The organism is Sphingomonas mucosissima, assembly GCF_002197665.1.
Taxonomy (GTDB): Bacteria; Pseudomonadota; Alphaproteobacteria; order Sphingomonadales; family Sphingomonadaceae; genus Sphingomonas; species Sphingomonas mucosissima.
Genome location: NZ_NBBJ01000006.1, coordinates 34,637 through 61,214, shown reverse-complemented (window position 1 = coordinate 61,214; position 26,578 = coordinate 34,637). Strand labels below are relative to the sequence as shown.

32 protein-coding genes and 1 tRNA gene are annotated in these 26,578 nt (G+C 66.3%); 7 read left to right on the top strand and 26 right to left on the bottom strand.

Annotation, left to right across the window (positions count from 1 at the left end; translation table 11 throughout):
* Positions 1–4: 4 nt before the first annotated feature.
* The 7 genes from SPMU_RS14955 to SPMU_RS14925 form a co-directional block, all read right to left on the bottom strand.
* Positions 5–1,201: a zinc-dependent alcohol dehydrogenase gene (locus SPMU_RS14955; RefSeq protein ID WP_088334891.1), complete on the bottom strand. Its 1,197-nt coding sequence runs from the start codon at positions 1,199–1,201 to the stop codon at positions 5–7.
* A complete protein-coding gene (locus SPMU_RS14950) occupies positions 1,201–1,806 on the bottom strand; it encodes an SRPBCC family protein (protein ID WP_088334889.1) in 606 nt (201 codons plus the stop codon). Before SPMU_RS14950 ends, SPMU_RS14955 begins: the two co-directional genes overlap by 1 nt.
* Positions 1,807–1,986: 180 nt before the next feature.
* Entirely contained in the window at positions 1,987–2,415 is a 429-nt protein-coding gene (locus SPMU_RS14945; RefSeq protein ID WP_088334887.1) for a hypothetical protein, read from the bottom strand.
* 280 nt (positions 2,416–2,695) lie between these two features.
* On the bottom strand, positions 2,696–3,613 hold the full coding sequence (locus tag SPMU_RS14940) for a glycosyltransferase family 2 protein (protein ID WP_088334885.1): 918 nt from the start codon (positions 3,611–3,613) through the stop codon (positions 2,696–2,698).
* The gene (locus SPMU_RS14935; RefSeq protein ID WP_088335135.1) at positions 3,610–4,476 is read right to left on the bottom strand and encodes a glycosyltransferase family 2 protein; all 867 of its coding nucleotides are present in this window, start codon (positions 4,474–4,476) and stop codon (positions 3,610–3,612) included. Before SPMU_RS14935 ends, SPMU_RS14940 begins: the two co-directional genes overlap by 4 nt.
* Before the next feature lie 5 nt (positions 4,477–4,481).
* Complete coding sequence (locus SPMU_RS17565; protein ID WP_281250995.1) at positions 4,482–5,033, bottom strand: CatB-related O-acetyltransferase; 552 nt, start codon at positions 5,031–5,033, stop codon at positions 4,482–4,484.
* 164 nt (positions 5,034–5,197) lie between these two features.
* The gene (locus SPMU_RS14925; protein ID WP_088334881.1) at positions 5,198–5,389 is read right to left on the bottom strand and encodes a hypothetical protein; all 192 of its coding nucleotides are present in this window, start codon (positions 5,387–5,389) and stop codon (positions 5,198–5,200) included.
* Between the two features lie 51 nt (positions 5,390–5,440).
* On the opposite strand from SPMU_RS14925, the gene SPMU_RS14920 reads away from it, so the two are divergent.
* Positions 5,441–6,250 (top strand): class I SAM-dependent methyltransferase, encoded by an 810-nt coding sequence (locus SPMU_RS14920; protein WP_088334879.1) that lies wholly within the window; start codon positions 5,441–5,443, stop codon positions 6,248–6,250.
* Positions 6,251–6,264: 14 nt separating this feature from the next.
* Entirely contained in the window at positions 6,265–7,044 is a 780-nt protein-coding gene (gene map / locus SPMU_RS14915) for a type I methionyl aminopeptidase (RefSeq protein WP_088334877.1), read from the top strand.
* A 76-nt stretch (positions 7,045–7,120) separates the two neighbouring features.
* On the opposite strand, the gene phaR is transcribed toward map, so the two are convergent.
* Positions 7,121–7,660 carry a polyhydroxyalkanoate synthesis repressor PhaR gene (phaR, locus tag SPMU_RS14910; protein ID WP_088334875.1) on the bottom strand — a complete coding sequence of 180 codons (540 nt, stop codon included), beginning with the start codon at positions 7,658–7,660 and terminating at the stop codon, positions 7,121–7,123.
* A gap of 120 nt (positions 7,661–7,780) precedes the next feature.
* Between phaR and SPMU_RS14905 the strand changes: the two genes are divergently transcribed.
* Positions 7,781–8,725 (top strand): alpha/beta hydrolase, encoded by a 945-nt coding sequence (locus SPMU_RS14905; protein WP_245833384.1) that lies wholly within the window; start codon positions 7,781–7,783, stop codon positions 8,723–8,725.
* Here SPMU_RS14905 and alr read toward each other — a convergent pair whose 3' ends face one another.
* From alr to SPMU_RS14855, 10 genes are all read right to left on the bottom strand, one after another.
* A complete protein-coding gene (gene alr / locus SPMU_RS14900) occupies positions 8,726–9,754 on the bottom strand; it encodes an alanine racemase (RefSeq protein ID WP_088335133.1) in 1,029 nt (342 codons plus the stop codon).
* Between the two features lie 90 nt (positions 9,755–9,844).
* Positions 9,845–10,288: a DUF3597 domain-containing protein gene (locus SPMU_RS14895; RefSeq protein ID WP_088335131.1), complete on the bottom strand. Its 444-nt coding sequence runs from the start codon at positions 10,286–10,288 to the stop codon at positions 9,845–9,847.
* 145 nt (positions 10,289–10,433) lie between these two features.
* On the bottom strand, positions 10,434–10,892 hold the full coding sequence (locus tag SPMU_RS14890) for a GreA/GreB family elongation factor (RefSeq protein WP_088334871.1): 459 nt from the start codon (positions 10,890–10,892) through the stop codon (positions 10,434–10,436).
* Positions 10,889–11,770, bottom strand: coding sequence for a 3-hydroxyisobutyrate dehydrogenase (mmsB, locus tag SPMU_RS14885; protein WP_088334869.1), 882 nt, complete (start codon positions 11,768–11,770; stop codon positions 10,889–10,891). Before mmsB ends, SPMU_RS14890 begins: the two co-directional genes overlap by 4 nt.
* A gap of 130 nt (positions 11,771–11,900) precedes the next feature.
* Positions 11,901–12,683, bottom strand: coding sequence for an enoyl-CoA hydratase-related protein (locus SPMU_RS14880; protein WP_088334867.1), 783 nt, complete (start codon positions 12,681–12,683; stop codon positions 11,901–11,903).
* 54 nt (positions 12,684–12,737) lie between these two features.
* Positions 12,738–13,781, bottom strand: coding sequence for an enoyl-CoA hydratase/isomerase family protein (locus SPMU_RS14875; RefSeq protein WP_088334865.1), 1,044 nt, complete (start codon positions 13,779–13,781; stop codon positions 12,738–12,740).
* 99 nt (positions 13,782–13,880) lie between these two features.
* On the bottom strand, positions 13,881–15,026 hold the full coding sequence (locus SPMU_RS14870; RefSeq protein ID WP_088334863.1) for an acyl-CoA dehydrogenase family protein: 1,146 nt from the start codon (positions 15,024–15,026) through the stop codon (positions 13,881–13,883).
* 9 nt (positions 15,027–15,035) lie between these two features.
* Positions 15,036–15,887, bottom strand: coding sequence for a formyltetrahydrofolate deformylase (gene purU, locus SPMU_RS14865; RefSeq protein WP_088335129.1), 852 nt, complete (start codon positions 15,885–15,887; stop codon positions 15,036–15,038).
* Between the two features lie 7 nt (positions 15,888–15,894).
* Positions 15,895–16,362 (bottom strand): hypothetical protein, encoded by a 468-nt coding sequence (locus SPMU_RS14860; protein ID WP_088334861.1) that lies wholly within the window; start codon positions 16,360–16,362, stop codon positions 15,895–15,897.
* Positions 16,363–16,372: 10 nt separating this feature from the next.
* Positions 16,373–17,905, bottom strand: coding sequence for a CoA-acylating methylmalonate-semialdehyde dehydrogenase (locus SPMU_RS14855; RefSeq protein ID WP_088334859.1), 1,533 nt, complete (start codon positions 17,903–17,905; stop codon positions 16,373–16,375).
* A gap of 125 nt (positions 17,906–18,030) precedes the next feature.
* On the opposite strand from SPMU_RS14855, the gene SPMU_RS16975 reads away from it, so the two are divergent.
* Entirely contained in the window at positions 18,031–18,201 is a 171-nt protein-coding gene (locus tag SPMU_RS16975; RefSeq protein WP_169715733.1) for a hypothetical protein, read from the top strand.
* A 6-nt stretch (positions 18,202–18,207) separates the two neighbouring features.
* Here the strand turns inward: SPMU_RS16975 and hemW are convergent, their stop codons facing one another.
* Entirely contained in the window at positions 18,208–19,362 is a 1,155-nt protein-coding gene (gene hemW, locus SPMU_RS14850) for a radical SAM family heme chaperone HemW (protein ID WP_088334857.1), read from the bottom strand.
* Positions 19,363–19,374: 12 nt separating this feature from the next.
* On the opposite strand from hemW, the gene SPMU_RS14845 reads away from it, so the two are divergent.
* Entirely contained in the window at positions 19,375–19,938 is a 564-nt protein-coding gene (locus SPMU_RS14845) for a CAP domain-containing protein (RefSeq protein WP_088334855.1), read from the top strand.
* A gap of 22 nt (positions 19,939–19,960) precedes the next feature.
* Here SPMU_RS14845 and rdgB read toward each other — a convergent pair whose 3' ends face one another.
* Both rdgB and rph read right to left on the bottom strand, forming a co-directional pair.
* The gene (rdgB, locus tag SPMU_RS14840; protein ID WP_088334853.1) at positions 19,961–20,587 is read right to left on the bottom strand and encodes an RdgB/HAM1 family non-canonical purine NTP pyrophosphatase; all 627 of its coding nucleotides are present in this window, start codon (positions 20,585–20,587) and stop codon (positions 19,961–19,963) included.
* On the bottom strand, positions 20,584–21,300 hold the full coding sequence (gene rph, locus SPMU_RS14835; RefSeq protein WP_088334851.1) for a ribonuclease PH: 717 nt from the start codon (positions 21,298–21,300) through the stop codon (positions 20,584–20,586). The genes rdgB and rph overlap by 4 nt, the downstream gene beginning before the upstream one ends.
* A gap of 168 nt (positions 21,301–21,468) precedes the next feature.
* On the opposite strand from rph, the gene hrcA reads away from it, so the two are divergent.
* Entirely contained in the window at positions 21,469–22,512 is a 1,044-nt protein-coding gene (gene hrcA, locus SPMU_RS14830) for a heat-inducible transcriptional repressor HrcA (protein ID WP_245833382.1), read from the top strand.
* 24 nt (positions 22,513–22,536) lie between these two features.
* Positions 22,537–23,094, top strand: a complete 558-nt coding sequence (gene grpE / locus SPMU_RS14825) for a nucleotide exchange factor GrpE (protein ID WP_088335127.1) — start codon at positions 22,537–22,539, stop codon at positions 23,092–23,094.
* Between the two features lie 85 nt (positions 23,095–23,179).
* Here grpE and SPMU_RS14820 read toward each other — a convergent pair whose 3' ends face one another.
* The 5 genes from SPMU_RS14820 to SPMU_RS14800 form a co-directional block, all read right to left on the bottom strand.
* On the bottom strand, positions 23,180–24,196 hold the full coding sequence (locus tag SPMU_RS14820; RefSeq protein ID WP_088334847.1) for a 5-oxoprolinase subunit C family protein: 1,017 nt from the start codon (positions 24,194–24,196) through the stop codon (positions 23,180–23,182).
* A complete protein-coding gene (locus tag SPMU_RS14815) occupies positions 24,189–24,842 on the bottom strand; it encodes a 5-oxoprolinase subunit B family protein (RefSeq protein WP_211275826.1) in 654 nt (217 codons plus the stop codon). The genes SPMU_RS14820 and SPMU_RS14815 overlap by 8 nt, the downstream gene beginning before the upstream one ends.
* An 8-nt stretch (positions 24,843–24,850) precedes the next feature.
* Positions 24,851–25,618 carry a LamB/YcsF family protein gene (locus tag SPMU_RS14810; protein ID WP_088334843.1) on the bottom strand — a complete coding sequence of 256 codons (768 nt, stop codon included), beginning with the start codon at positions 25,616–25,618 and terminating at the stop codon, positions 24,851–24,853.
* A gap of 48 nt (positions 25,619–25,666) precedes the next feature.
* On the bottom strand, positions 25,667–26,422 hold the full coding sequence (locus tag SPMU_RS14805) for an SDR family NAD(P)-dependent oxidoreductase (protein WP_088334841.1): 756 nt from the start codon (positions 26,420–26,422) through the stop codon (positions 25,667–25,669).
* A 63-nt stretch (positions 26,423–26,485) separates the two neighbouring features.
* Positions 26,486–26,560, bottom strand: a tRNA-Glu gene (locus SPMU_RS14800).
* Between the last annotated feature and the right edge of the window lie 18 nt (positions 26,561–26,578).

Genomic DNA, 26,578 nt, shown 5'->3' with positions numbered 1-26,578 from the left:
CTCCTCAAATATCAAGTTCGACGCGATCGAAGCCCGGCTTCAACACCACCTTGGTCGCCTCGTTCTGCTTGTCATGGAATATACGGTAGCCGTCCGGCGCGTTTTCGAGCGGCAAGGTGTGGCTGATCAGGAAGGTCGTATCGATCTTCTCTTCCATGATCGCGTTCAGAAGGCCCGGCAGATAGTGCTGCACATGGGTCTGCCCGGTCTTGAGTGTCAGCCCCTTCTGCATGAAGGCGCCAAGAGGAAATTTGTCGACAAAACCACCATAGACCGCCGGCATCGAAACGCGCCCGCCCTTCCGGCACGCGAGGATCGCCTGGCGAATGGAATGGGGCCGATCGGTGCCGAGGAAGGTCGAGGCCTTGATCTGATCGATGACGTTATCGACGAAGAGCCCGTGCGCCTCCAGCCCTACAGCATCGATGCAGGCATCCGGGCCAATGCCGCCCGTCATCTCCATCAGCGCTTCGTAGGTCGCACTTTCCTCGAAGTTGATCGTCTCCGCACCGAACTGCCGGGCCAGTTCAAGGCGACGCGGGAAGTGATCAATAGCGATCACGCGTTCTGCGCCCATCAGGAAAGCAGACTGGACCGCAAAGAGGCCGACTGGCCCACAGCCCCAGACGGCGACGGTATCGCCCGGCTCGATCTCGGCATTCTCCGCCGCCATCCAGCCGGTGGGCAGAATATCCGACAGGAACAGGACCTTCTCGTCCTCAATGCCGTCGGGGATCACGATCGGTCCGACGTCGCTGAACGGGACGCGGACATATTCCGCTTGCCCGCCGGAATAACCGCCGGTCATGTGACTGTAGCCGAACAGACCGGCCATCGGCTGCCCGTAAAGCGTCTGAGCGATATCCTGGTTATCCGCCGGCAACCCGTTGTCGCAGGCGGAATATTGGTGCTTCCCGCAATGATAGCAGGAGCCGCAGGAGATGGTGAAAGGAACAACGACGCGCTGCCCCTTCTTCAGCGTTGACTTGCCCCCGACTTCGACGACCTCACCCATGAATTCGTGGCCGAGGATATCTCCGGCCTGCATCGTGGGGATGTATCCATCGTAAAGGTGAAGATCCGAGCCGCAGATCGCGGTAGACGTGATCTTGATAATGGCGTCGCGCGGATTGAGGATTTCGGGATCGTCCACGGTATCGACGCGCACGTCATGCTTGCCGTGCCAGGTGAGCGCTCGCATCAGTTCTTCCCTTCTTCCAGAAGGCGGCGGTTACGCGCGCCGGTGGCCACCTCGCCGGTCTCCATGAGTTGCTTGAAACGGCGCAGATCGCGGCGAGCCTGAATGGCCGGTTCCCGCTGGAACATCTTGGCAATCACCTTTCCGATGATCCCGGCGGGAGGGTCGTAAAGGATCGTTGCCGTGACGATCGTGCCGCGGCCGCCTTGCGCGTCCTTGAAGGCGATGCTGCCGCTGTTGGGCACATCGGCCCCTTCCTCGGACGTCCAGGCGATATACTCACCCTCCCGCTCCTCGGTGACCACGGCGGTCCATTCGACATGCGAGCCGCCCGGCGCCTTCACCGTCCAATGCGAACGGCGCGCGTCGCGCAACTCGATCCGTTCGACATTATCCATGAAGCTCGGCAGATTGGTGAAATCCCGCCAGAAAGCGTAGAGTTCGGCGCGGGGCCGATTGATCGTCACCGTGCGGCCGATCAGTTCATCCGGGTCACCGTCAGTTGGCGAACCATATTCGCGAGCGGCAGTTGCGGCAGCCGCGGAGCCGTGTTTGGACGTGGAGAGCGGCGCATCATCTGCGCGCGCCGGATCGATCGTCTCGGCCATCTCATCCTCCTGGTGAATGGCCTGTCAACGATGCGTGTCGCCTGCGCGTTCCGGTCTATGTTGTGCAAGTTGCGATCGGGGCGAGATATTTCCTGGCTGGCTCGCGACAAATAGCGGCGTGCGACACCTGCCTGCGCAGTCCCTTGGGCGCCCCGGCCGTTCCCGAGAAGAAGCGCCTGATCAGCGACGCCGGCGGTTGCTGCGATCGCGGCTCGTAGACGCGGCGATGCTCGCCATCATGGTTTCGTACTGACCCACCGTGAAGCCGGCGTCGAAGAACGCACGCAGTTCACTCGCCGGCACCTGGAAGCTGTGATGCCATGCCAGAACGGCGATGCGGCGAAGGGCCTCGAGCTTGCCGTCGGCCAGCCGAGGATTGCTCTGCCGGAAGAGCGTCGCCATCGCGGTCGATAACCGTCCAGGTGCCCGAAGCGATGACAGGCTGTCGTTGCGCGCGAGCGCGACAACCGACCATTCGAGCGCGCTCAAGCGACCGGCAGCCGAATTGCTCTCGTCTGCTGCGGTGGTGACTGGATCTGCCAATGGCGCCGACAGCGTGGTGGTTGCGGGGAGGCTCCCCTGCAGTGGGTCAAAGTTCAGATACGCCATGCTGCTCCCTTTCTCTCGCACGCACGCCTTCGAACGGGATCGCATCGAGCGACCGACCGCGGAAACGCACGCGTTCATTCTACTTGGCGGGAGATGCTGATGACCTGGGTCAGCTCACTCTTGGAACCTTGATTCCATCAGAGGAGCGGCAAGCACCAACCGCTTTGTGTACCGCTCGTTATAATCAGCAGCTTGCCGGTCGTCAACGACATTTTGTACCGTCCGGTACGCTATGCACAAAATAGCGCCAGAGAGCAAGGTTGCGCCGTGAGGGCCTTCGTCAAAGCCAGCTGGGCTGACCGCGTTGATTGCGGACCCCGGCCCACCAGCCTGCCATGGCATTCTTCCATTGCTGCATGGCCCCCCGCCGCCCGAAGCGCGCCCAGGCGAGAATGAAGGCGAGCGGCGCCGCCACGATCAGCCGCGCAGGCGCCGTGTCCCGGACCACGTGAAGCTTGTTTCGTTCATCCAGGTAGACCGGCAAGCGGGGTCGCGCATGGACGTGGGCGGCCGATCCGGTGGTGGAGCCTTGGCCGTGACAGACACGGGCGCCCGGCGCAAAGCCCAGCCGCATTCCGCGTGATCGGGCGCGAAGACACCATTCGATCTCCTCCGCATAGAGGAAATAATCGTCGCGCATCGGCCCAGCCGCCTCAAGAAAGGAGCGCCCGACCAACATGCACGCGCCGAGAAGATAGTTCATCTGCGCCTCGACCTGCTGCGGATCGACCGGCGCAGCAAGCGGCGTACCGAACCCGATCGATTCAGCGCGCGCCAGCCACATATTCCAGCGCCCGCCATAGGCCTGGATGACCCCGTTCGGATGATAGAGGATGCCGCCGGCCGCATCGCAGGTGCCGCGCTGCAATCGGGCAACCAATGCCTGCAACGCGTCCGGCTCCGGGCAGGTGTCCGGGTTCAGGATCCACCACGCTTCGGCGTCGGGCCGAGCGGCCATGCAGGCGTTGACCCCGCCGGCGTACCCAAGATTCGTTGTCTGACGGAGCAACGTCACCGGCTGCCCGCCCGGCAACGTGGTGGGAAGCGTCGCCGCCAGCAGCTCTCGCGCTTCCTGCCCGCCGTTTTCGCACAGGATCACTTCGAAACCGGTGAAGGTGGATTGCGCCAGCGCGTCGAGACAGCGCCCGATCAGTCGCGGATCACGGAAGGAGACGATGCAGATGACAACGCACGTCACACGCGCGCTCCGACCAGCCGCAGCATGCCGTCCCCGAACCGCCAGAGCCGCAGGCGCGCCAGGGTCGCTGCCCCGCGGGCGCGCTCAATCCCGCCGGCCAGGGTCGGACTGACTACGATTCGCGGCAGGTGAACCAGGATCGAGAGCGGCATCGCCGCCGTCGCCAGAAGCCAGCGGAGCCGACCGACGGGGCTCATCAGCGTGTTGGCATAAAGCTCTGCGTTCAAACGACGCCACTTCATCAGCAGCGCTCCCCAATCCTCCCGCGCCGGATGCGCGACCCGCGCGGCGGGCGCATAGCCCAGCCGATAGCCGAGCGAGCGCGCACGCAGGCACCAATCGCGATCTTCCGACATGCCGACATGAAACGGGCCAGCGGCGACATATACGTCGCGCCGGCAAAAGAGGTTCGCCGTAACCGAAAAGCCTTCGCGCTCGACATAGCGGCGATTGTTGAAGGCGAAGACCGCTTCATACGCTTCAGCGCCCGATTTCGCGTCTCCCGAGAAGAGAAGGGTCACCGCGCCGCCGGCGAGATCGTACAGCTCCAGGCCGGCCAATCCGGCAGCCAACCAGCCACGATCCGGAACACAGTCCGCATCCGTGAAGGCGAGAACCGGGCCGCGCGCGACCGCCACGGCCGCATTACGGGCCGGGCCGGCGCCCTGCTCCGGCGCAAGCACCAAGCGGGCGCGATCGCCAACGACGGCGCGCACTGCCGCTTCGCCGCACGGGCTCATATTGTCCGCTACCACGATCTCGTAGCGGCTGCGTGGCACGGACTGCACGGACAGCGCGGCCAGGCAACGATCCAGTCCAGAGAGATCGTTATAGTGCGGGACAATGACGCTGATGTCGGCCATGACAATCAGGCCGCCGCGGCAAAGCCGGTCCACTCCCGCAGCGACCCGCTGGTAGGGTGGAAGGCGAGCGCGGGGTTTTCCTTCACCAGCGCGCGCAGCCCGGCGAGGTCGAGTTCCCACCAGCGGCTCTGTTCCAGCGCTGCCTGCACGTCCCTTGGGAAGCGCTCGCGCAGCACTCGGGCCGGGTTGCCGGCCACCACCGCATAGCGCGGAACGTCACGGGTGACGATCGCCCCCGCCCCGATGATGCTACCACGGCCAATTCGACGACAGCCGGGCAGGATGATGGCGTGGTGCCCGATCCAAACATCATCCTCGATCACCTGCGGATCATCGTAATGGATATCGGCGTCCACCACGCCGAACTTACGTTCGTACAAGGCGGGGTGCGTGGTGATCGCCCCGAATGGATGGTTGATCGGCGCGGAGCGGACGGTTTTCGCGATCGAGCAGTACCGGCCGATGATTAGCGGCCCAGGCATACGCCACTGATCAAAGCAGCCGTAGCTGTACAGGCCGACGTCGATCCGACGCCGCTCGCGAAACCATCGGCGCAACGGCAGGCTGCGGAATGGATCACGGTGCCAGCGCCAGATCCTCGCCCGTTCGATGGCCCGTGATGCGACGCCCAACATTGCCACCCCCGACTGTTTGTCTCGCAGCTAGGAATAGCGGAAACAGCAGAAGCGGCGCGACTAGCGCGTTCGGAATGGACCCAATTTCATGCGCGCAGCGCCAGCGCGCCCAGCACCAGCGCTGCTGCGATCGCGGCCACCTGCGCCGTGCGCCAGTCGACCACCCCGACCGCGTCGGGATCATGCCGCCGGGTCCGCCGGCTGTCTCCCCACGCTGCCCCTGCCGCCGCCATCGCGCAGGATGCCGCTGCCCCGAGCAGCACCGCTTGCGTTGCCATCCGTCTGCCTCCAAACCGAGCGTAATGAACTTGCCCTCAGGGAGAGAGATAATGCGCACCATCGGCATTGCGACCATCTTGCTCGCGAGCGCTGCGGCCGTCACGGCTCAGCCCGCGGCTCAGCAACAAGTGCGGCCATCGGCGGAAATTACGGCGGCCGTGCGCAGTGCACAGCGCAGCGACGTCAACCGGCAGCGCGACGATTACCGCCATCCTGCCGACACGCTCGCCTTTTTCGGTGTAAAATCAACCGATACGATCGTTGAGTTCAGCCCCGGCAGCGGCTGGTACACCGAGATCCTCGCACCTCTGGTAAAGGGCAAGGGCCGCTATGTCGCGCTGGTCAACACGCGCGGGGTGCCCGGCGCGGAAAAGATGCTCGCCGCCAAGCAGGCCTGGTTCGGCGCCACAACGGTGGCCACCGTTGACGGCGCAACCGGCACAAGCACAGTGCCTGCGGGCAGCGCCGATGTCGTGCTGACGTTCCGCAACGTCCACAATTTGCTGATGAACGAGGATCCGGCAGTGGCCGGGCGGGCCTTTGCCGCGTTCTTCACGATGCTGAAGCCGGGCGGCACGCTGGGCGTTGTTGATCACCGCCTGCCGGAGGAGATGGACTCGGCGCTCGAAAAGAAGAGCGGCTATATCAAGCGCTCCACCGTCCTGCGGCTCGCCCAGGCGGCCGGGTTCAAGCTGGCCGGCGAGAGCGCGGTCAACGCAAACCCGAAGGACACCCACGATCACCCCGAAGGCGTGTGGACCTTGCCCCCCACCTTTGCGCTGAAGGACGCAGACCGCAGCAAATATGCCGCGATCGGTGAAAGCGACCGCTTAACTCTGAAGTTCGTGAAGCCGAAGTAAGAGATCGACCGACGATGGTGAAAACGCCCGACGAAATCGCCCTGATGCGGGAGTCCGGCGGGTTGCTCGCGTCCGTCTTCGAGATGCTGGATCGACAGCAACTCGCCGGCATGTCGACGCTTGCGGTGAACGATCTCGTCGAGCGTTTCATCACCACCGATCTGGGCGCACGCCCCGCCAGCAAGGGCCAATATGGCTTCGCCTATGTGCTCAACTGCTCGATAAACCATGTCGTGTGCCACGGTGTCCCCAACGCGGATGAGATCATCCGCGACGGGGACATCATCAATCTGGACATCACGCTGGAAAAGAACGGCTTCATCGCCGACTCCAGCAAGACCTATCTGGTTGGCGATACGTCACCAGCGGCCCGGCGGCTGGTTCGGGTGGCCCAAGAAGCCATGTGGAAGGGGATCCGCCAGGTTCGCCCCGGTGCGCACGTTGGCGATATCGGCGCCGCAATCGATCGTCACGCCAAGAAGAACGGGTATTCGGTCGTGCGGGAGTTTTGCGGGCACGGGATCGGCCGCGAAATGCATGAAGAGCCGCAGGTGCTGAACTTCGGCAAGCCGGGCACCGGGCCGATGCTGCGCGAAGGCATGACCTTCACGGTCGAGCCGATGGTCAATCAGGGCAGCCGCAAGGTCTCCACCGAGGACGATGGGTGGACGGTGGTGACGAACGATCGGAAACTGTCCGCGCAGTTCGAGCACACCGTGGCAGTGACGAGCGACGGGGTGGAAGTGCTGACCCTGCGCAGCGACGAGCGACCCGCGGCGGCCATGCGGGGCTGATCTGGGTGGACCGGTAATTAGCCCCGGCGACGACCGCCGTGCTGGGGTGCAACGAAACGGCTGAACGCACGCTCGTTCAGCCCGCCAGCTTGTCCACCTTGTCCTGCAACTTGGCGAGTTCAGCCTTCAACGCAGCGATTTCGTCATCCTTGCTGGCAATCGGCGACGTTGCCGGCTTGAAGGCACTGGTGGCAGCCTCGAACATCGCCATGTTTCGCTTCGCCATTTCAGCGAAAGGCGAACCCGCGAACGCACCTTCGACGGCGGACTTGAACTGCGCCTGGTTACGACGGAAGCTGTCCATTGAGGCTTCGAGGTAGCCGGGCACCATCGCCTGCATCGAATCGCCGTACATGGCGATCAATTGGCGAAGGAAGTTCACCGGCAGCATGGGCTGATCCCCGCGGCCTTCTTCCTCCATGATGATCTGGGTCAAGATGCTGTGCGTAATGTCTTCGTCGGTCTTGGCGTCGACGACCTTGAATTCACGTCCTTCGCGCGTCATCGCGGCAAGGTGCTCAAGGGTGATGTATGACGAGCTTTCGGTATTGTAGAGACGGCGATTGGCGTATTTCTTGATGATGATCGCGCCCTCTCCATTGTGCTGTTTTTTCATCGCGATGCCCCGCTTATGACGTCATACCGCGCTACAGCATCTATTATGGCGCCGCAACACGGCCCGCGCCCCCTTCCTCTGTTCCTGGATATGCTGCGCGACGAAACCGCAGCATCTTCCATGCGGAGATCGCAGGCGCTTGCCGGCCTTCGTCGCTATCAGGAAGAGCCCCGGGTGAAGCGCCGATTGGCCAAGGCAGTTCGGCGTCAAGGGCGGGCGCGACTGCGTGATTATGGTGGGATCGGGCGCCCGGTGCTGTTTGTCCCGTCGCTGATCAACCCGCCTTACATTCTTGACCTGATGCCCGGCCGATCACTGATGCGGTGGATCGCGGAACAGGGCTTCCATGCTTTGCTGCTCGACTGGGGGGAACCGCAGGCGGAGGATCATGCGCTCGGTGTTCGCGGCCATGTTGAACGCATATTGATGCCGCTGATGCGCCGTCTCGAGGAACCGCCGGTGCTGGTGGGCTATTGCCTCGGCGGCACGATGAGCATTGCAGCGGCCATGGGCGCTCCCTCTGCCGGCGTTGCGGCAATCGCCGCACCATGGCGCTTCGACGGCTATGGCGAAGCGCGTACAAACATGGCGGCGCTTTGGGACGCCGCACAGCCCGCATGCGAGCAACTCGGGCTGGTGCCTATGGAAGTGCTGCAGACCGGTTTCTGGAAGCTCGATCCGGCACGGACTATCGCAAAGTACGAGGCGTTCGCCGGCATGGACGACGAGGCGGCGGCCATGTTCGTCGCCATGGAGGATTGGGCGAACCGCGGCGCCCCGCTCACCTATGCCGCGGGCGCGGAATTGTTCACGCAATTGCTGCTGGCGAACGCGCCCGGCACCGGGACGTGGGAGGTGGCCGGCCGGACGATCGATCCTGCGACGCTCCCCTGCCCAGCGGTCGAATTCGTGTCCTTGGGCGACAGAATCGTGCCGGCCGCCACTGCGATGGGGCTCGACAACCGGCATGATCTGGGCGCGGGCCATGTCGGCATGATCATCGGCAGCCGTGCGAGAGAGCAATTATGGGAGCCCCTACGCGATTGGCTGAACGCCCTGCCTTGATCAGGACCAGATACGATCAAACCGTCGCCCAAGGCCGGTAAGCAGCTCATATTGCGACACGTCCGACGCGGCGGACGCATGCGCCAGGTCGGAGTCGAAGGAGATCCAGTCGCCCTCCGACACATCAAGGCTGGTGACATCCACCGCCGTCAGATCCATCGACACCCGGCCGATCACCGGCACGGCCACGTCGCCGACGAACGCGGTGCCGCAGTTGGAAAACGCCCGGCGATATCCGTCCGCATAACCAAGGTTCACGACGGCAACGCTGCTGTCGCGCTTGGCCGTCCAGGTCAGGTTATACCCGACCCGTCCCCCGGCCGGCACCTCGCGGCGTTGCAGCACCTCGGCCTGGATGGTCGCCACCGGGCGGATCAGCCCGCTCAATCTGGGGCAGGGCACACCGCCGTACAGCGCGATCCCGGGCCGGGTGAGATCGAAGGCGTAGTCGCTGCCCAGCGCAACTCCCGCCGAGTTCGCCAGGCTCACGCGCCGCGCACCCGACCGGTCGGCGATCGATCGCAAGGCAGCACGTTGGCGCTCATTGATCGACGCCCCCGCCTCCTCCGCCGAGGCAAGATGGCTCATCAGCGTTTCGACCTGAAGCCCGTCCAGCAGACCCGAGGCAATGTCGTCCGGCGCCACGCCAAGACGGTTCATCCCCGTGTCGACCATGACGTCGCAGGCCCCCATCCCGGCTTCCCGCCAGCGCTGGATCTGCGCCGGCGTACTCAGAACGGGGCGCGCGGCGATGCGCGTCGCAATCGGCATGTCCGCCGCGCGGACACCGTGCAGCACGGAGAGGGACAGGTCAGGGCGCGCCAGCGCTGCCGCCTCCGCCCAGGTCGCCACGAAGAAATCCCGGCAGCCGGCGTCGGCCAGTCGTTTGACGACCGCCGTTGCACCCAGTCCGTATCCGTCTGCCTTCACGGCAGCGCCGCACGCTGCACAGCCGCTCATGCGCGCCAGCGTGCGCCAATTCTCCACAAGCGCGGCGCCGTCGAGCCGCAATCGATTGGGTGCGTTCATCCGCAGCCGGATAGCGGCGGCGCGGTCCTTGCGCCACCGTATCGCCGCCATGCCGCTCGCGGTGGCGGCGGCAGGGATGCAGTGCGCTCGTCAGTCCTTCAGGCCGGCCGGCACGATGCCGCCGTTCTTTTCCAACTCGCGCATCACGGCCTTGTGGAGCCAGATGTTCATTTCGGCCGACCCGTCCTTCGCGCCGGTGTAGCCGAGCTCGGTGGCCAGTTCCTTGCGGTTGGCGAGACTTGAATCGATGTTCAGCAGCTTCATCAGGTCAACGATCGAGGTACGCCAGTTCAGCGCCTGCCCTTGCTTGGCGGCGAGATCCGACAGCACCTTCTCCACGTCCACCGGTGTTGGCGCCTGCTGAGGTGCGGCCGCGGGTGCCTGGGCAGGTGTTGGAGCCGCGGGAGCCGGCGCCGGCCTCGGAGCGGTACTGGGCGCTGGCGCCGCCTGGGGCGCTGGCTTGCCCGAGAACTGCCCGCCGAGGGGACCGCGGTCGCCGAAGACCGCTTTCTTGATCGCGCCAAAGATGCTCACGCCGTTACTCCGATTGTAGTTGGTCAACGCCAAACGCCACACCGGGCGGTTGGTGCCGACGAAGCGGAGCATCGCCACGGGCAGTATCGAGGCCGGGAATTGCTAAGCACGCATCTGCCGGCGGCCAATCGCCTGCGGGAGCGGCTCAGACGCGGCCGATCTCGACAATCTCGATGGCGTCCTCCCGGCCGTTGAACGCGACCCGCTCGCCCTTGCCAGCGCCCATCATCGCGCGGGCGAGCGGCGCGGAGAAAGCAATCAGCCGGGCGGCGGGATCGGCCTCGTCATCGCCAACGATGCCGATCTCCTGCTCCTTGCCATTGAGGCGAAAGCGCACGCGGCTGCCGAAGGCGATCTCGTCGGCGGGCGGCACCGGCGCGAGGATCGCCGTGGCGCGCCGCGTCTTCCAGTAGCGCAGCTGGCGGGCGATGTCTTCGCGCGCGAGCTCGTCCGCACCGGGAAGCTCGGCCTCCAGTGCGGCGATCCGCTCGTCTATCAACACGCGGCCACGCTCGGTGACGAGATTCGGCCCCGATGGCAGCGGCAGTTCGAACCGCGGCTCCTTGTGTTCCTCGTCACTCTCGCGGCGGAAGGCGACGCTCATGACTTGCCTTGGGACGTCTTGATGATGGCGGAGAAATCGAGATTGCCATGCTCCGCGGCGAACGCCTCGTAGAGCTCGGTCGCGCGAGTGCCGAGCGGCAGGTTGGCGCCAGCTTCGGCCGCCGCCGCCATGGCGAGGCGCAGGTCCTTCAGCATCAGCGCGGCGGCGAACCCGCCCTGATAATCGCGGTCGGCGGGGCTCTCCGGCCCAACGCCGGGCAGCGGACAATAGCTGGTCATCGACCAGCTCTGGCCAGTCGCTTTGCTGGAAATGTCGTAGAACACCTGCGGATCGAGCCCGAGCTTCTCGGCAAGCGCAAAACCTTCGCAGGTCGCGATCATCGTGCCGGCGAGGATGAGGTTGTTGCACATCTTCACTGCCTGCCCCGCGCCGCTGGCGCCGGCGTGAATCACGGCCTTCCCCATATCTTCAAGGAAAGGCTGCGCGGCAGCGAAGCCGGCCTCGGTGCCGCCGACCATGAAGGTGAGCGTGCCACCGTTCGCCGCAGCGATGCCGCCGGAAACGGGCGCGTCGACCGCTTCCAGCCCCTTGGCTTGCGCGTCACTGGCCAGTTGGCGCGCGGTGGCGACGTCGATGGTCGAGCAATCGATGAGAATGGCGCCGGGCTCCGCCTTGCCGAACACGGCTTCGGCATAGACCTGTGCGACATGCTGGCCCGCGGGAAGCATGGTGATGATCGCTTCGGCGCCCTCGACCGCTTCCGCGGCGCCGGCAACCGGCAAGCAGCCGGCCTTTTTCGCGCGATCGAGCGCGTCCGCGCTCAGATCGAAGGCACGCACGTCATGCCCCGCCTTGGCGAGGTTCGCAGCCATCCCCCCACCCATGTTGCCGAGACCAATGAAAGCGACGCGTGCCATGCCAAACTCCTAATCTTCAACCTGCCCTCCCGTGTGCGGAAGAGACCGGGAGAGAGCTTGCCGATCCGCCACCATGCTGCAGACAGGCCCTCCCCCCCAACCCCTCCTGCAGGCAGGAGGGGAACGTGTGTTACCGGCCCTTCCAGACGCCGGGGCGCTTTTCGATAAAGGCGACCATCCCCTCGGCCTTGTCCTCCGTCGCGGTCAGGATCTGGAATAGACGGCGCTCGGTCAGAATGCCTTGCGCCAGGTTGGTCTCAAAGGCGGCGTTGACCATTTCCTTGTTCACCATCGCAGCCATGGGAGGCATCGAAGCGATCAACTCGGCGGTCTTCAGCGTCTCTTCAAGGAGCGAGGCGAGCGGCACGACCTTGGCGACGAGACCCGAGCGCTCCGCTTCGGCGGCGTCCATCATCCGGCCGGTGAGGCACATTTCCATCGCCTTGGCCTTGCCGATCGCGCGGGTCAGCCGCTGCGAGCCGCCCATGCCCGGCGCGACGCCAAGCTTGATCTCGGGCTGGCCAAACTTCGCGGTGTCAGCGGCGTAAATGAAGTCGGCCATCATCGCGAGTTCGCAGCCGCCGCCCAGCGCGAAGCCGTTGACTGCCGCGATCCACGGCTTGCGCGTGGCGACCACGCCGGTCTGCCAGCCGGCAAAGAAATCCTGCAGGAAGAAATCGGCGGCCGCCATGTCGGCCATCTGCTTGATGTCCGCGCCGGCGGCGAACGCCTTCTCGCCCGAGCCGGTGAGGACGAGGCAACGCTGGCTGTCGTCCTTGTCATACTTGCCGAACGCCGACGACAGATCGGCGAGCACGTCGCTGTTCAGCGCGTTCAGCGACTGCGGGCGGTTGAGCGTGACGAGCGTGACGGCGCCGCGCTGCTCGACGAGGATGTTGGCGTAATCGGTCATCGGTCTCTCCCTTCGTCGCCGCGGACATGGCCCGGCGTGACGGTGTGTTGTGGATCAGGCGGGCGTCCAGGCTTCATGGTCCGGCAGCGGCGCGAAGATCTGATCGATCACATGATCGCTGACGCCTTCGGGCGTTGCCGGATCCCATTTGGGCGCATTGTCCTTGTCAACGATCACCGCACGCACGCCCTCGAGGAAGTCGTGGCGCTGCACGACGCGGGCGCCGACGGCATATTCCTGGCGCATCTCGTCAGCGAAGCTCGCCATGCCCTTGCCGTCACGGAGCAGACGCAGGCTGACCTTCATCGTCTGCGGCGACTTGGTGCGCAGGGTCGCAAGCGTCGTCGCGGCGAAATCGCTGCCGTCGGCTTCCAGCGCGGCGAACACGTCCTCGAGCGCGTCGGAGGCGAATAGCCGGTCGATCTCGGCGCGGTGCTCGATCAGTGCAGCCCGGCCGGGCTCAGTCGAGAGCGCAGCCAGCGTCTCGGCGATGGCGGTGGGATCGGCGGTGATGCGGGCTTTCGCCTCCTCAACCTGCGACGCCGGCATGTAATGTGAGGCGAGGCCTAGCGCGAAGGTCTCCGCGCCGTCGAGTCGGTGGCCGGTGAGCGCCAGATATTGCCCGATCCGGCCCGGTAGGCGCGAGAGATACCAGCCGCCGCCCACATCCGGGAACAGGCCGATGCCCGTTTCGGGCATGGCGAACTTCGCGTTTTCGGTCGCGACGCGGTAGCGGCACGGCTGCGAAATGCCGACGCCGCCGCCCATGGTGATGCCGTCCATGAAGGCTACCGTGTCCTTCGCATAGGTGAAGAGGCGGTGGTTCATGCGGTATTCGGTGTGGAAGAATTCGCGTGCCTCGACGCCGTCCTTCGCGCCGCTATCGGCGAGCATGCGAATGTCGCCGCCGGCGCAGAAGCCACGCCCCTCGGCATGGTCGATGATGATGGCGCGCACGCCATCGTCGCCGCGCCAGGTTTCCAGCGCGTCGAGCACGGCGACGCACATCGGCGTGGTGAGCGCGTGGATCGCCTTCGGGCGGTTCAGCCCGATGCGGCCGATCGGGCCGTCGACGAAGGTCAGAACGTCACTGGTCATCCGCAAAATTCCCGAAACTTGTGCATGTGAGAGAGAAGATAAAGACGATCGTTTCGCTTCCGATCCTATCTTCTCTCATCTTTGCCGCGTGTAGGACAGTTACTGGCGCGTCAGTTCGCGGCCGACGATCATCCGCATCACCTGGTTGGTGCCTTCCAAGATCGAATGCACGCGCAGATCGCGCCAGAAGCGCTCGATCGGGTAATCCATGAGATAACCGTAGCCGCCGTGCAGCTGCAGCGCGCGATCGACCACCGAGGATCCGGTGTCGGTCGCCAGCCGCTTGGCCATGGCGGCAAAGCGCGTCTTGTCGGGCGCGTTCGCTGTCACCTTCGCGGCGGCGACGTAGAGGAGGTAGCGCGCGGCCTGGAGCTCGGTATCCATGTCGGCCAGCGTGAACTGGGTGTTCTGGAAATCGGCGATGCGCTGGCCGAATTGCTGCCGATCCTTGGTGTAGGCGATCGCCTCGTCGAGGCAGCGCTGCGCCCCGCCGAGCGAGCAGGCGCCGATGTTGAGGCGGCCGCCGTCAAGGCCCATCATGGCGAAGCGGAAGCCTTCGCCCTCCTGCCCGACGCGGTTGGCCACCGGCACCTTCACATTGTCGAACAGCACTTGGCGCGTGGGCTGTGCGTGCCACCCCAGCTTGCGTTCATTGGCGCCGAAGGAGACGCCGGGCATGTCCTTGTCGATGACGAGGCACGAGATGCCCTTGGGCCCTTCCGCGCCGGTGCGCACCATGGTGACGTAGACTTCGTTCTCCCCGGCGCCGGAGATGAACTGCTTGGTGCCGTTGACGATGTAATGATCGCCTTCGAGCCGCGCGCTGGTCTTCAGCGCCGCCGCGTCCGAGCCCGAGCCCGGCTCGGTCAGGCAATAGCTGGCGATCCGCTCCATGGTGACAAGGTCGGGGAGATAGCGGCCCTTCAGATCGTCCGAGCCGAAGCGGTCGATCATCCACGATGCCATATTATGGATCGAGATGAAGGCTGACGTGGCGGGGCAGCCATAAGCCATGGCTTCCATGATCAGCGCGGCTTCGAGCCGGCCCAGGTTAATCCCGCCGCTTTCCTCGCTGACGTAGATCGCGGCGAAGCCGAGCTCGGCAGCGGCCTTGATCGTGTCGCGCGGGAAGATGTGCTTTTCGTCCCATTCCGCCGCGAAGGGCGTGATGCGATCGGCGGTAAAACGGCGGGCGAGCTCCTGGATCTCGCGCTGGTCATCGGTGAGGTCGAATTGGTCGGTCATGGGGCTGCTCTAGCGAAAGACGACGGTGCGCGCACCATTGGCAAGAACGCGCCGCTCGGCGATCCAGCGCACGGCGCGGGCAAGAACCTGCGCCTCGATGTCGCGGCCAATCGCGATCAGTTCGTTCACGGTCGCACGATGGTCGACGCGCTCGGCGGCCTGTTCGATGATCGGCCCCTCGTCGAGGTCGGTGGTGACGAAATGGGCGGTGGCGCCGATCAGCTTCACGCCGCGGGCATGCGCCTGGTGATAGGGTTTCGCGCCCTTGAAGCTGGGCAAGAAGCTGTGGTGGATGTTGACGCAGCGGCCCTCGACGGCGGCGACCAGCTCGGGCGAGAGCACCTGCATGTAGCGGGCGAGCACCAGCAGATCCGCGCCGCTATCCTCCATCACGCGCAGCAACGCGGCCTCCTGATCGGCGCGGTTGGCGGCGGAGACGGGCAAATGATGGAACGGCACATTGTGCCATTCGGCGAGGCCGCGCAGCACCTCATGGTTCGAGACGACCGCGACCGGATCAATCGGGAGCGCGCCGATCGACCAGCGGTGGAGCAGATCGTTCAGGCAATGCGAGGTGGTGGAGCACGCGATCACCACCTTGGGGCGATGGTCGCCCGGCACCAATGTCCAGTCGAAGCCGAACTGCGCGGCGACGTCGCTGAGGCGATCGCGCATGTCGGGGCCGGTGAACACCAGCCGCATGAAGAAGCGGCCGGTATCGAGGTCGGCATATTGCTGGCTGTCGAGGATGAAGCCGCCGGCCTCCGCCAGCCGCCCCGTCACCGCGGCGACGATGCCGCGGCGATCGTGGCAGGAAAAGGTGAGGATCCAGCTTTGCTCGGGTGCGACGGGTTCGGTCATCAGGGGATCAGGCATCGCAGCGCGTGTAGCGAAGCCTTTCGCCCTCGGCCACGCGCACCAATACGCGGCCGTTCTCTTCCAGGATGAGCGGGGTTTCCTGCGTCCACTCCTGCCCCTCGCCGGTGAACGCTAGGCTGGCGCGAAGCTCGGTTGGGGATAACGCCTCCAGCCGCGCGATGGCGGCGCGCGATTCGTAAAAGGTCAGGCGATCGGGCGTGACGGTCATCAGCCCCTTGTTGTCGCCCATAGTCGAGGTGCAGTCCGCCGGGACGAGACCCCAGCGGCCGAGGAAGGCGGACGGGATCCGCCTGTCCGCCACCGGCTCCGGCGTGCTGGCGGCGTTCGCCACCACGTCCGCCGTATTCGCGCCGGCGGCTAAGGCGCCGTCGTTGACGGCCGCCTCGCTTTGCTGCTCGGGCGCATTGCACGCCGCGAGCATCAGGAACGCGGCCGCGACGGTCAGCCTGCGGTGCATGCGGCGCGCCTCAACCCATCGTCGGGATGACGAACGCGTCCTGGATCCGGCTGGGGCCGCCATCCTCGCTGCCGCGCGGCAGATCGACCGTGCCATCCGGCCAGCGCTGCGTGATCGTCTTCACCTTCGTCCAGAACTTCACGCCTTCCATGCCGTGCTGGTTGGTGTCGCCGAACGCCGAGCGCTTCCAGCCGCCAAAGGTGTGATAAGCGACCGGGACCGGGATCGGCACGTTGATCCCCACCATGCCGACATTGACGCGCGCGGCGAATTCGCGCGCGGCATGGCCATTTCGGGTGAAGATCGCGACGCCGTTGCCGTATTGGTGCTCGCTCGGCAGGCGAAGCGCGGTCTCGAAATCAGGCGCGCGGACGATCTGCAGCACCGGGCCGAAGATCTCTTCCTTGTAGCTCTGCATGTCCGGCGTGACATGGTCGAACAGCGACGGGCCGATGAAGAAGCCTTCCTCATGCCCCTGCAGCTTGAAGCCGCGGCCATCGACCACCAGCTCTGCGCCCTCGTCGATGCCGGTCTGAATCCAGTTCTCCACGCGCTGCTTGTGCGCGGCGTTCACCACCGGGCCATAATGCGCCTCCGCATCGGTGGAGACGCCGACGCGCAACGCCTCGATCGCCGGCAGCAGCTTTTCACGCAGCGCCACTGCGGTCTTCTCGCCGACCGGCACGACGACGGGGAGCGCCATGCAGCGCTCGCCAGCGGAGCCGAAGGCCGCGCCGGAGAGATCGGCGACGACCTGATCGAGATCGGCATCGGGCATGACGATGCCGTGGTTCTTCGCACCGCCCATCGCCTGCACGCGCTTTCCCGCCGCGACGCCGCGATTGTAGACGTAATGCGCGATGTCGCTGCTGCCGACGAAGCTGACCGCTGAGATTGCCGGGTGATCGAGGATCGCGTCGACCATCTCCTTGTCGCCCTGCACGACCTGGAGGATGCCCTCGGGCAGCCCCGCCTCGCGGAACAGCTCGGCGAGGCGGACGGGCACGCTGGGATCGCGCTCGGACGGCTTCAGGATGAAGGCGTTGCCGGTGGCGATCGCGACGCCGCTCATCCACAGCGGGATCATGGCGGGGAAGTTGAACGGCGTGATGCCGGCGCCGATGCCGAGCGGCTGGCGCATGGAATAGACATCGATGCCGGGGCCGGCGCCTTGGGTATATTCGCCCTTCAGGATATGCGGGATGCCGCAGCAGAATTCGATGACCTCAAGGCCGCGCTGAATGTCGCCCTTCGAATCGGCGATCACCTTGCCGTGCTCGGACGAGAGGAGATGCGCGAGCTCGTCCATGTTCGCTTCGACCAGCGCCTTGAACGCGAACATCACGCGGGCGCGGCGCTGCGGATTGGTGGCGGCCCATGCGGGCTGCGCGGCCTGCGCCGCAGCGATGGCGCGGTCGAGCTCGGCCTGGCTGCCGAGCCGCACCTGCGCCTGCACCTGGCCGGTGTTGGGATCGTAAACGTCGGACACACGCCCGCCCGCCGTGCCCTGATGGCCGACGATGTGATGATCGATGACGCGCATGCTGCCTCTCCGTTACTCTGGCCTGCGCGCCTTTAGCCGCCAGCCGTTCGTTGTCACAAGTCCGCGCACGTCCGGTTGACCCGAGCGGCAGGGCGGACGACGCCGCAGAGCATGGGAGAAAAGCGATGACTGACCACCCACCGCCACCGGGCGACGATCGCCCGCCGGGCATGCCGCACCCGGATGACCCCGCGATCTTCGTGGACAAGCCGGAGCGCGATCCCGAGAGCGGGCGGCACCTGATCTTCGTCGCCATCGCGCTGATCACGATGGTGGTTGTCTGGTGGGGAATCTAAGCCGCGTTAGGCGGGGACGCCGACGCGTACTACCTCCGGCAGAATAGCGTCGAGCAGCAGCATTCCGGCCTCCGTCACGCGGAGGCGATCGCCCTCGCGCACGATCAGATCGGGCAATCGGGCGATTGCCCGTTCATCGACCAGCCCGTGAACGTCAGTCTCGCCCAGTTGCGCGATCCTGCCGAGATCCACGCCTTCGCGCAGGCGCAGGCCCATCAGCAGTGCCTCTGACGCCTGCGTTTCCGGCGCGAGCGGCTCCTCCGCCTCGAGCCCGTGGCCGTTGCGTTCGACAGCGGCGAGCCAGTTTTCCGGCTTCTTTCGGCGCACGGTGGCGAGCCCGCCGCGGCGACCGTGCGCGCCTGGGCCGACGCCGGCGTAGGTCTGATAGCGCCAGTATGCGAGATTGTGCCGGCTCTCCGCGCCGGGCCGGGCGTGATTGCTGATCTCATACGCCGGGAGGCCGGCAGCGGCGGTGATCGCGCGGGTTGCCTCGAACAGATCGGCGGCGGCGTCGCCATCGGGGATGGTGAGCCGACCGGCTGCCGCTTCGGTATGGAAGCGCGTGCCGGGCTCGATGGTGAGTTGGTAGAGTGACAGATGCTCGGTGCCGAACGCGAGCGCGCGCTCCAGCTCCGCGGTCCACGCCGCCAGCGGCTGGTCGGGACGGGCGTAGATCAGGTCAAAGCTGACGCGCGGGAACACGCGTTGCGCGATGGCGAGCGCGGCGAGGCTCTCGTCCACGTCATGCGCGCGGCCGAGGAAGCGGAGCGCGTCATTGTCTAGCGCCTGAAGGCCGAGCGAAACCCGGTTCACGCCGGCCGCCGCGAGATCGGCGAAGCACGCGGCCTCGACGGAGGATGGATTCGCCTCCAGCGTGATCTCGATGCCCGGCGCGAAGCCCCAGTGGCGCTCCGCGGCGTCAAGCACCGCCGCGACCGTCTCGGGCGGCATCAGCGAGGGCGTGCCGCCACCGAAGAAGATCGAGGTCAGCTGGTGGCCGGGCAACACCGACGCCTCGTGCGCGAGGTCCGCGAGGAGCGAGTCGCGCCAGATCTCCTGATCCACGCTGGCGCGGACGTGGCTGTTGAAATCGCAATAGGGGCATTTCGAGACGCAGAACGGCCAGTGGACGTAGAGTGCCAGAGGATTGTCGGGGATCATGATGATGCCGATATGGCGACGATGACGCTCAGACGCCACCTCCTCGCCCTTGCCCTTTTGCTATCCGGTTGCGCGCAGGGGCCCGAGCGGGTGGTGGAGCAAAGCGCGTCGGATGTGCCGGCACCGCGCGGCTCCACCTTGCTGCGGCAAGTGATGGTGGAGGGGCATAACCGCGTGCGGGCCGAGGCGGGCGTGCCGCCGCTGCAATGGGACGAAGCGCTGGTCGTATCGGCGCGCGCTTATGCCGAGGAGATGGCGCGCACGCGGCGCTTCGCGCATGCCGATCAGCCGCATGGGCCGACGCGCGAGGGCGAAAACTTGTGGACGGGAACGCGCAGCGCCTATCGCTATGAGGAGATGCTGGGCCATTGGGCGGCGGAGGGGCGCGACTTCGTCAACGGCGTCACGCCCGCCTTCAGCCGCACCGGCAAGTGGCAGGACGTGTCGCATTACACCCAGATGATCTGGCGCAAGACGACGCGGGTGGGCTGCGCCATGGCATCCAACCGGCGCGACGATTATCTGGTGTGCCGGTACAGCCCGAGCGGCAATGTGGTGGGCGAGCGGACGCTCTGAGGCAGCCCGCTCGCCAGCCTAGTTAAAAGACCGCTGCAACCAGCTGGTTGAATGCGTCGGCACGGTGGCTGATGCGGTGCTTTTCGTCCTGGTCCATTTCGCCGAACGTTTCGTCGCGGCCGTTGGGCAGGAACATCGGATCATAGCCAAAGCCCTTGTCGCCGCGCGGCGGCCACACCAGCGTGCCGTCTACCCGGCCTTCGAACCATTCGACATGCCCGTCGGGCCACGCCAGCGCCAGAGCGCAGACGAAGTGCGCGTCGCGCGACGCGTCCTCGATTGCGGCAACCTTGTCGTTCACCAGCTGCATGGCGAGGCCGAAATCCTTGCTCTCGCCCGCCCAGCGCGCGGAGAAGATGCCGGGATCGCCGCCAAGTGCCTCGACGCACAGGCCGCTATCATCGGCGAGCGCGGGCAGGCCCGAGAGATCCGCAGCCGCACGCGCCTTCAGTTCGGCGTTCATGACGAAGGTGGTGCCGGTTTCCTCTGGCTCGGGCAGGTCGAGCTCCTTGGCGGAGACGACATCCAATCCATGCCCTTCGAGCAAGGCCGCAATCTCGCGCACCTTGCCGGGATTGTGGCTGGCGATCACCAGCTTTCCCGGCTGAAGCTTGCGGATCGCCTGCGGCTGATCGCCTTCGCCGCTCATGCGCGGATCGCCCGTTCCTGCGCGGCGAAGATGTCGGTGCAGCCGATGCGGGCGAGGCGAAGGAGGCGCAGCAGCGCTTCCTCGTCATAAGTCGCGTGTTCGGCGGTCGCCTGAGCTTCGGCGATGTGGCCGTTTTCGAGCAGCACGAAATTGGCGTCGGCGTCGGCGTTCGAATCCTCGTCATAGTCGAGGTCGAGCACTGGATTACCCTGGAAGATGCCGCAGCTTACCGCCGCAACCTTCTGCGAGATCGGGTCCTTCTCGATCTTGCCGGCCTGCATCAGGCCGTTCACGGCCAGCCGCAGCGCGACCCAGGCGCCCGAGATCGAGGCGGTACGCGTGCCGCCATCGGCCTGGATCACGTCGCAATCCAGCACGATCTGCCGCTCGCCCAGCGCGGTCATATCGGTGACGGGCCGCAAGGAACGGCCGATAAGCCGCTGGATTTCCTGCGTGCGACCGGATTGCTTGCCCTTCGCCGCTTCACGATTGCTTCGCGTGTGGGTGGCGCGGGGCAGCATGCCATATTCCGCCGTCACCCAGCCCTGCCCCTTGCCGCGCAGGAACGGCGGCACGCGCTCCTCGATACTGGCGGTGACGAGCACCTTGGTGTCGCCAAAGCCGATCAGCACCGAGCCTTCGGCGTGGCGGGTGAAGTTCGGCTCAATGGTGATGGCGCGCATCTGATCGGGCGCACGGCCGCTGGGACGCATGGGATGATAACTCCTGAAGCCGCTCGGCGGGAACCGGAAAGCGCCACGCACTTTCTTGCAGGCGCGTGGCAATCCTCCGGATGGCACCCCGGCGAGTAGCGTTGATTTATGCCGGCCGTAGCCGCTGGACGATTGCCGCGCCAGTATGCGCAGCCTAGATTCGAAACCGTGACCGCTTCCCCGCCGATTACCGAATTGTCCGATCGGGCGCGCGACATCTTCCGCCGCGTGGTGGATGGCTATCTCGAAAGCGGCCATCCCGTCGGATCCAAGACGCTGGCGCAAGCGGGGCTGAACCTCTCGCCCGCGTCGATCCGCAGCGTGCTGGCGCAGCTGGAGGACGCCGGGCTGCTGGCTGCGCCGCACACGTCAGCGGGCCGGATGCCGACCGATCTTGGCCTTAGGCTGTTCGTCGACGGGATGATGCAGGCGCTGGAGCCCTCCGCCGAGGAGCGCGCGACGATCGAATCGCGTGCGGGGCTCGGCGGACCGGTGGAAGAAGCGCTCGCCGCCACCACGGCGGCGTTATCCGGCCTTTCCGCGTGCGCGGGGCTGGTGATGGTGCCCAAGCATGAGCAAGTGCTGCGATCGATCGGCTTCGTGCCGCTCTCGCACGGGCAGGCGCTTGCCGTGCTGGTGAGCGAGGACGGCGGGGTCGAGAACCGCGTGGTGGATCTGCCGCCCGGGGTCGGGCCGGCCGCCTTGATCGAAGCGGGCAATTACATGTCGGCCACCCTCTCCGGCCTGACGCTTGCGGCAGCGCGGGCGCGGATCGACCACGAAATGGCGCAGGGCCGCGCCGCAGTGGACAGCGCCGCGCGCGCCCTGATCGAGCGCGGCATCGCGGTGTGGAGCGAGGATGGCGAGCGGCGGCCGGTGCTGATCGTGCGGGGACAGGCGCGCCTGCTCGATGATGCGGCCACGGCGGATCTCGACCGGGTGCGCGACCTGCTCGATGACCTGGACGGGAAGCAGGAAGTCGCCGCGCTGCTCGATTCGGCCAGGGCCGGCGACGCGACCCGCATCTTCATCGGCGCGGAGAACAAATTGTTCTCGCTTTCCGGCTCCTCCGTGATCGCCAAGCCCTTTCGCGGCACCGATGGCCGCGTGGTCGGCGTGGTGGGCGTGATCGGGCCGACCCGGTTGAACTACGCCCGCGTCGTGCCCATGGTGGATTTCACTGCCGCAACGCTCGCCCGCCTGATGGGTTGAGCGGCCAGCAAAGACAGGGACATGATGACCGATACCGAAGCGAACACCCCCGGAACCGACAACGGCGAGGACCTGCGCGAAGAAACCGCTGCCGCCGCCCCCGAGGTCGCCGAACATGATCGCGTGACCGCGCTGGAAAACCAGCTAGCCGAGGCCAAGCAGCAGACGCTGTACGCCCAGGCCGAGATCCAGAACGTCCGCCGGCGTGCGGAGAAGGACGCCGCCGACGCGCGCGCCTATGCCGCCACGGCGTTTGCGCGCGACGTGCTGAGCGTGAACGACAATCTGGAGCGCGCCCTCGCCGCAATCCCTGCCGAGCTTCGCGAAGACGAGAAGTTCAAGGGGCTGGTCACCGGCCTGGAAGCAACCGGCCGCGAGCTGACCAGCGTGTTTCAGCGCCATGGGCTGACGAAGATCGAAGCCATGGGCCAGCCGCTTGATCCCAATCGCCACCAGGCGATGGTGGAAATGCCTTCGGACGAAGAGCCCGGCACGATTGTGCAGGAGATGCAGTCCGGTTGGATGATCCGTGACCGCCTGCTGCGCCCGTCGCTCGTTGGGGTAGCCAAGAAGCCGAGCTGAGCGTGAAACGCTTGCGCGCCTGGGGCCGCTGAACGGGTTGTCACTCGTTTGCGGCTTCAGGTGCGCGCGTGTCGCGCTCCACTGATCAGCGCTGCGGTGGGTATTTCGGGCCGCGTGGGCGGGTAACGACCACGCCATCCACCAGATTGGCCATCATCAGCGGTGGCCGCGGGCGGCATCCCGCTTTCACCCGGCTCAGCCATTGTGTTGTTTGGCGATGGGCGGCGCGGGTCTGCGCAATCGCCTCTGCTTCGTCGATCATCTCGAGCCGGATGGTGGCGCCGGCAGGCAATTGCGCGACGCGGTCGATGTCGGGATCGATGACGACGGCGATGCGCGGGTAGCCGCCGGTGGTTTGATGGTCGGCCGTGAGCAGGCTCATGCGCCCGTCCCCGTCGATCTGCAGTGCGCCGCGCACCGCGGGCTCGCTGGGCATATCGATCCGCAGCGGTGGCAGCAGCGGCCCATCGAGGACCATGCCCATACGATCGAAGCGCGAACTCGCCGCGAAGGTAGCGGTGGTAAGACTGACTTGCGCATCGGCCGAAAAGAAGCGCTGCTGCGGCCCGGGGATGGCGCGCGCGACGGTGATCGGGCCGGGATCGGGCGGCTGCGGGATCGCGACCGAGGCGAGATCGCTTCGCGGCTCGCGTACGACCAGCGTGGTACCAGCCTCGATCCTGCCGCCGCCAAGACCAGCGATCAGGTGGGTAGACCGGCTACCCAGCCATTCCGGCACATCGATCCGTCCCGCCACGGCGAGATAGCCCCAGTTGTCGCCGGCCGCGCGGATGCGGCAGCGCGCGCCCGGCTGGAGCGTCACGACGCACCATCCGCCGATCTCGACGCCGTTCACATCCGCAGACGCCGCACCCGTAATGGCCGCCGCGAGCGGCTCGCCTTCGGCAACCAGCGTCAGCCCGCCGAGCGAGAACTCGACGGCCGTACCGTGCCCTCCTGCCGCGCTGACCGCCGCCGCAAAGGCACGCCGATCGACCGGGCCAGATGGCGGGACGCCGAACCGGCGCCAGCCCGGGCGACCGGCATCCTGGATGCTGGTAAGCGGGCCGGCCGCCTCGATCCGGAGGCGCGCGTCACGCATGAAGATCGGCCAGACCGATACGGGTGAAGCGAACCTTGTCGCCGGGCTCGAACAGGAAGGGGCGCTCCGACGCAACGTCGAGCACACGCACCGGCGTGCGCCCGATCACCCACCACCCCGTCGGCATTTCCAGCGTGGTGATCAGGCATTGCGGGCCTGCCACCATCACGCTGCCGACCGGGTGCCCGCGCACGGCGGCTGCCTTGCGCGGCAGTTGCAGTTTGCCCGGCACGCCGCCGAGATAGGCGTAGCCGGGGGCAAAGCCGTACATGAAGACGCGATAGTCGCCGGCGAGATGCGCTGCGATGACGGCTTCCGGCGAGATACCCAATGTTGCCGCCACCTGCGTGATGTCGGGCGCCGCGTCTCCTTCGTAGCAAACCGGGATGACGTGGGTGGTTGTTGGCAGAAGATCGGCCGTGCTGGTGTCCAGCGCCCGCAGGTGGTTCGTTACTTCGGCATGATCGCTGGTTAGCGGGTCGAACACGATCAGCAGGCTTGTGTACGCGGGCACCGTTTCGACCAGCCACGCGGGTCGGTCTGCCGCCAAGGCATGATCCAGCGCCACCACGCGCGCAAACACGGCTTCGCTGATCTCGCCGCCGAAATCCGCCAGCAGAGCGTCGCTGCCAGCGGCGCGAAACACCGGCCCGTTCATGCGGGGGCGATGAATGGCGCGATCGTCAGCCCCTGCCCCTCCAGCGCCGATCGCACGCGGGCCGCCATGGCGACGGCCGCAGGATTATCACCGTGCACGCAGATCGAGTCGGCAGCCAGGCGGATCGATCCGCCGTCGAGCGTCGGCATGGCGCCCGTATCGAAAAAGGCCAGTAGGCGCGCCGCGGCAGCTTCGGCATCGTGGATGACCGCGCCCGGTGCGCTGCGCGGAGCCAGCTGGCCGGATGCGAGATAGCCGCGGTCGGCGTAGATTTCGCTGAACACGCGCAAGCCGGCGTGTGCCGCCGCTTTCTCGAGCTGCGTACCGGAAATGGCGAGGATCGCGAGGTTTGGGTCGACTGCGCGCACCGATCGTACGATCGCCTCGGCAACGTCAATTTCTGCCGCGGCGACATTGGCGAGGGCACCGTGGGGCTTCACATAGCGGACGGGGTGATCGGCGAGCGCCGCGATCGCCAGCAACGCGCCGGTCTGCGCAGCGACGAACCGCTCCACCTCCGCGCCGCTCGCTGGCATGCGGCGGCGACCGAAACCGGCTAGATCGGGGTAGCTGGGGTGGGCGCCGACAACCACGCCGCTTTCGCGGGCGAGCGAGATCGTGCGGAACATCGTCTCAGGGTCGCTGGCATGGCCGCCGCACGCGACATTGGCGCTGGAAACGAGCGCAAACATCGCGGCGTCGTCGCCCATGGTCCAGGGGCCGAAGCCCTCACCCAGATCAGCGTTGAGGTCGATCGTTGCCACTGGTCTTGCCTATCGGCGCTCGCCCTTCTTGTCCAAGCGCCGCCGCGCTTAGAGCGATTGGCCGTCGTCTATATCGATGACCGATCCCGTCACCATCGCGCTGGCATCCGAGGCGAAGTAGAGCAGCTGCGGGTCGAGCACGTCGATCGGCATGAAGCGGCGGCGATGCCAGCCGGCGATCTGCTTGGCGCCGCCCTCGCTCTCGAACCAGTCACCGGCGATCTCGGTCTGGATGTAGCCGGGCTGGATCACGTTCACGTTGATCCCCTGCCGTACCCATTCGCGCGCCAGGTTGCGGCCCAGATGCGCAACGGCGGCCTTGGAGGCGGCATAGGCGCTGTCGCCGTGGCCGGTGACGTGCGCGGTGATGGAGCCGACGAGGACGACTCGCCCGCGGCCGCTCTCGCGTGAGCCAGCGGCGATCATCCGCCGGGCGCCTTCGCGCGCCGTCAGCAGCACGCCGGTGAAGTTCGTGTCGATCGTCTGGCGCAGCTTGGCCGGCTCGACATCGACCGTGCGGCCGCCGTTCGCGACCCCGGCGTTGGCGATGACGGTGTCCACGGTGCCGAAATGCGCCTCGGCGGCATTAAAAGCGGCGGCGATGGAATGTTCGTCGGTCACGTCGATGGCGACCGGCAGCGCCTTGTCACCCAGCCGCGCGGCAAGCGCCTCGACCCGGTCGACGCGGCGCGCGCCGATCACGACCTGCGCGCCGGCTGCGACAAAGATCTCTGCGAAGTGAGCGCCAAGGCCGGAGGAGGCGCCGGTGATGAGCGCCGTGCGCCCGCCAAGATCGAAAGCCACGCATCCTCCCCGATTGCCCGTTCTTGCGCCCTGTGGCGCCGAACGGTGCGATCGGGCGAATGCTGGTGACCCCTACGGGAATCGAACCCGTGTTTCAGCCGTGAAAGGGCCGCGTCCTAACCGCTAGACGAAGGGGCCAGCGGGGGGTCAGCTAGA

What these genes read in the sequence shown, in the direction of transcription:
- SPMU_RS14935 (WP_088335135.1), bottom strand. Translation starts at nt 4,476, where the DNA reads ATGGCCGACATCAGCGTCATTGTCCCGCACTATAACGATCTCTCTGGA.
- SPMU_RS14945 (WP_088334887.1), bottom strand. Translation starts at nt 2,415, where the DNA reads ATGGCGTATCTGAACTTTGACCCACTGCAGGGGAGCCTCCCCGCAACC.
- SPMU_RS14870 (WP_088334863.1), bottom strand. Translation starts at nt 15,026, where the DNA reads ATGACCGACCAATTCGACCTCACCGATGACCAGCGCGAGATCCAGGAG.
- SPMU_RS14860 (WP_088334861.1), bottom strand. Translation starts at nt 16,362, where the DNA reads ATGCACCGCAGGCTGACCGTCGCGGCCGCGTTCCTGATGCTCGCGGCG.
- SPMU_RS14920 (WP_088334879.1), top strand. Translation starts at nt 5,441, where the DNA reads ATGCGCACCATCGGCATTGCGACCATCTTGCTCGCGAGCGCTGCGGCC.
- rph (WP_088334851.1), bottom strand. Translation starts at nt 21,300, where the DNA reads ATGCGTCCCAGCGGCCGTGCGCCCGATCAGATGCGCGCCATCACCATT.
- SPMU_RS14845 (WP_088334855.1), top strand. Translation starts at nt 19,375, where the DNA reads ATGGCGACGATGACGCTCAGACGCCACCTCCTCGCCCTTGCCCTTTTG.
- mmsB (WP_088334869.1), bottom strand. Translation starts at nt 11,770, where the DNA reads ATGGCACGCGTCGCTTTCATTGGTCTCGGCAACATGGGTGGGGGGATG.
- hemW (WP_088334857.1), bottom strand. Translation starts at nt 19,362, where the DNA reads ATGATCCCCGACAATCCTCTGGCACTCTACGTCCACTGGCCGTTCTGC.
- rdgB (WP_088334853.1), bottom strand. Translation starts at nt 20,587, where the DNA reads ATGAGCGGCGAAGGCGATCAGCCGCAGGCGATCCGCAAGCTTCAGCCG.
- SPMU_RS14905 (WP_245833384.1), top strand. Translation starts at nt 7,781, where the DNA reads ATGCGGAGATCGCAGGCGCTTGCCGGCCTTCGTCGCTATCAGGAAGAG.
- phaR (WP_088334875.1), bottom strand. Translation starts at nt 7,660, where the DNA reads ATGAAAAAACAGCACAATGGAGAGGGCGCGATCATCATCAAGAAATAC.
- SPMU_RS14875 (WP_088334865.1), bottom strand. Translation starts at nt 13,781, where the DNA reads ATGACCAGTGACGTTCTGACCTTCGTCGACGGCCCGATCGGCCGCATC.
- alr (WP_088335133.1), bottom strand. Translation starts at nt 9,754, where the DNA reads ATGAACGCACCCAATCGATTGCGGCTCGACGGCGCCGCGCTTGTGGAG.
- SPMU_RS14890 (WP_088334871.1), bottom strand. Translation starts at nt 10,892, where the DNA reads ATGAGCGTCGCCTTCCGCCGCGAGAGTGACGAGGAACACAAGGAGCCG.
- SPMU_RS14950 (WP_088334889.1), bottom strand. Translation starts at nt 1,806, where the DNA reads ATGGCCGAGACGATCGATCCGGCGCGCGCAGATGATGCGCCGCTCTCC.
- SPMU_RS14820 (WP_088334847.1), bottom strand. Translation starts at nt 24,196, where the DNA reads ATGCGTGACGCGCGCCTCCGGATCGAGGCGGCCGGCCCGCTTACCAGC.
- grpE (WP_088335127.1), top strand. Translation starts at nt 22,537, where the DNA reads ATGACCGATACCGAAGCGAACACCCCCGGAACCGACAACGGCGAGGAC.
- SPMU_RS16975 (WP_169715733.1), top strand. Translation starts at nt 18,031, where the DNA reads ATGACTGACCACCCACCGCCACCGGGCGACGATCGCCCGCCGGGCATG.
- purU (WP_088335129.1), bottom strand. Translation starts at nt 15,887, where the DNA reads ATGACCGAACCCGTCGCACCCGAGCAAAGCTGGATCCTCACCTTTTCC.
- SPMU_RS14925 (WP_088334881.1), bottom strand. Translation starts at nt 5,389, where the DNA reads ATGGCAACGCAAGCGGTGCTGCTCGGGGCAGCGGCATCCTGCGCGATG.
- SPMU_RS14955 (WP_088334891.1), bottom strand. Translation starts at nt 1,201, where the DNA reads ATGCGAGCGCTCACCTGGCACGGCAAGCATGACGTGCGCGTCGATACC.
- SPMU_RS14855 (WP_088334859.1), bottom strand. Translation starts at nt 17,905, where the DNA reads ATGCGCGTCATCGATCATCACATCGTCGGCCATCAGGGCACGGCGGGC.
- map (WP_088334877.1), top strand. Translation starts at nt 6,265, where the DNA reads ATGGTGAAAACGCCCGACGAAATCGCCCTGATGCGGGAGTCCGGCGGG.
- SPMU_RS14880 (WP_088334867.1), bottom strand. Translation starts at nt 12,683, where the DNA reads ATGACCGATTACGCCAACATCCTCGTCGAGCAGCGCGGCGCCGTCACG.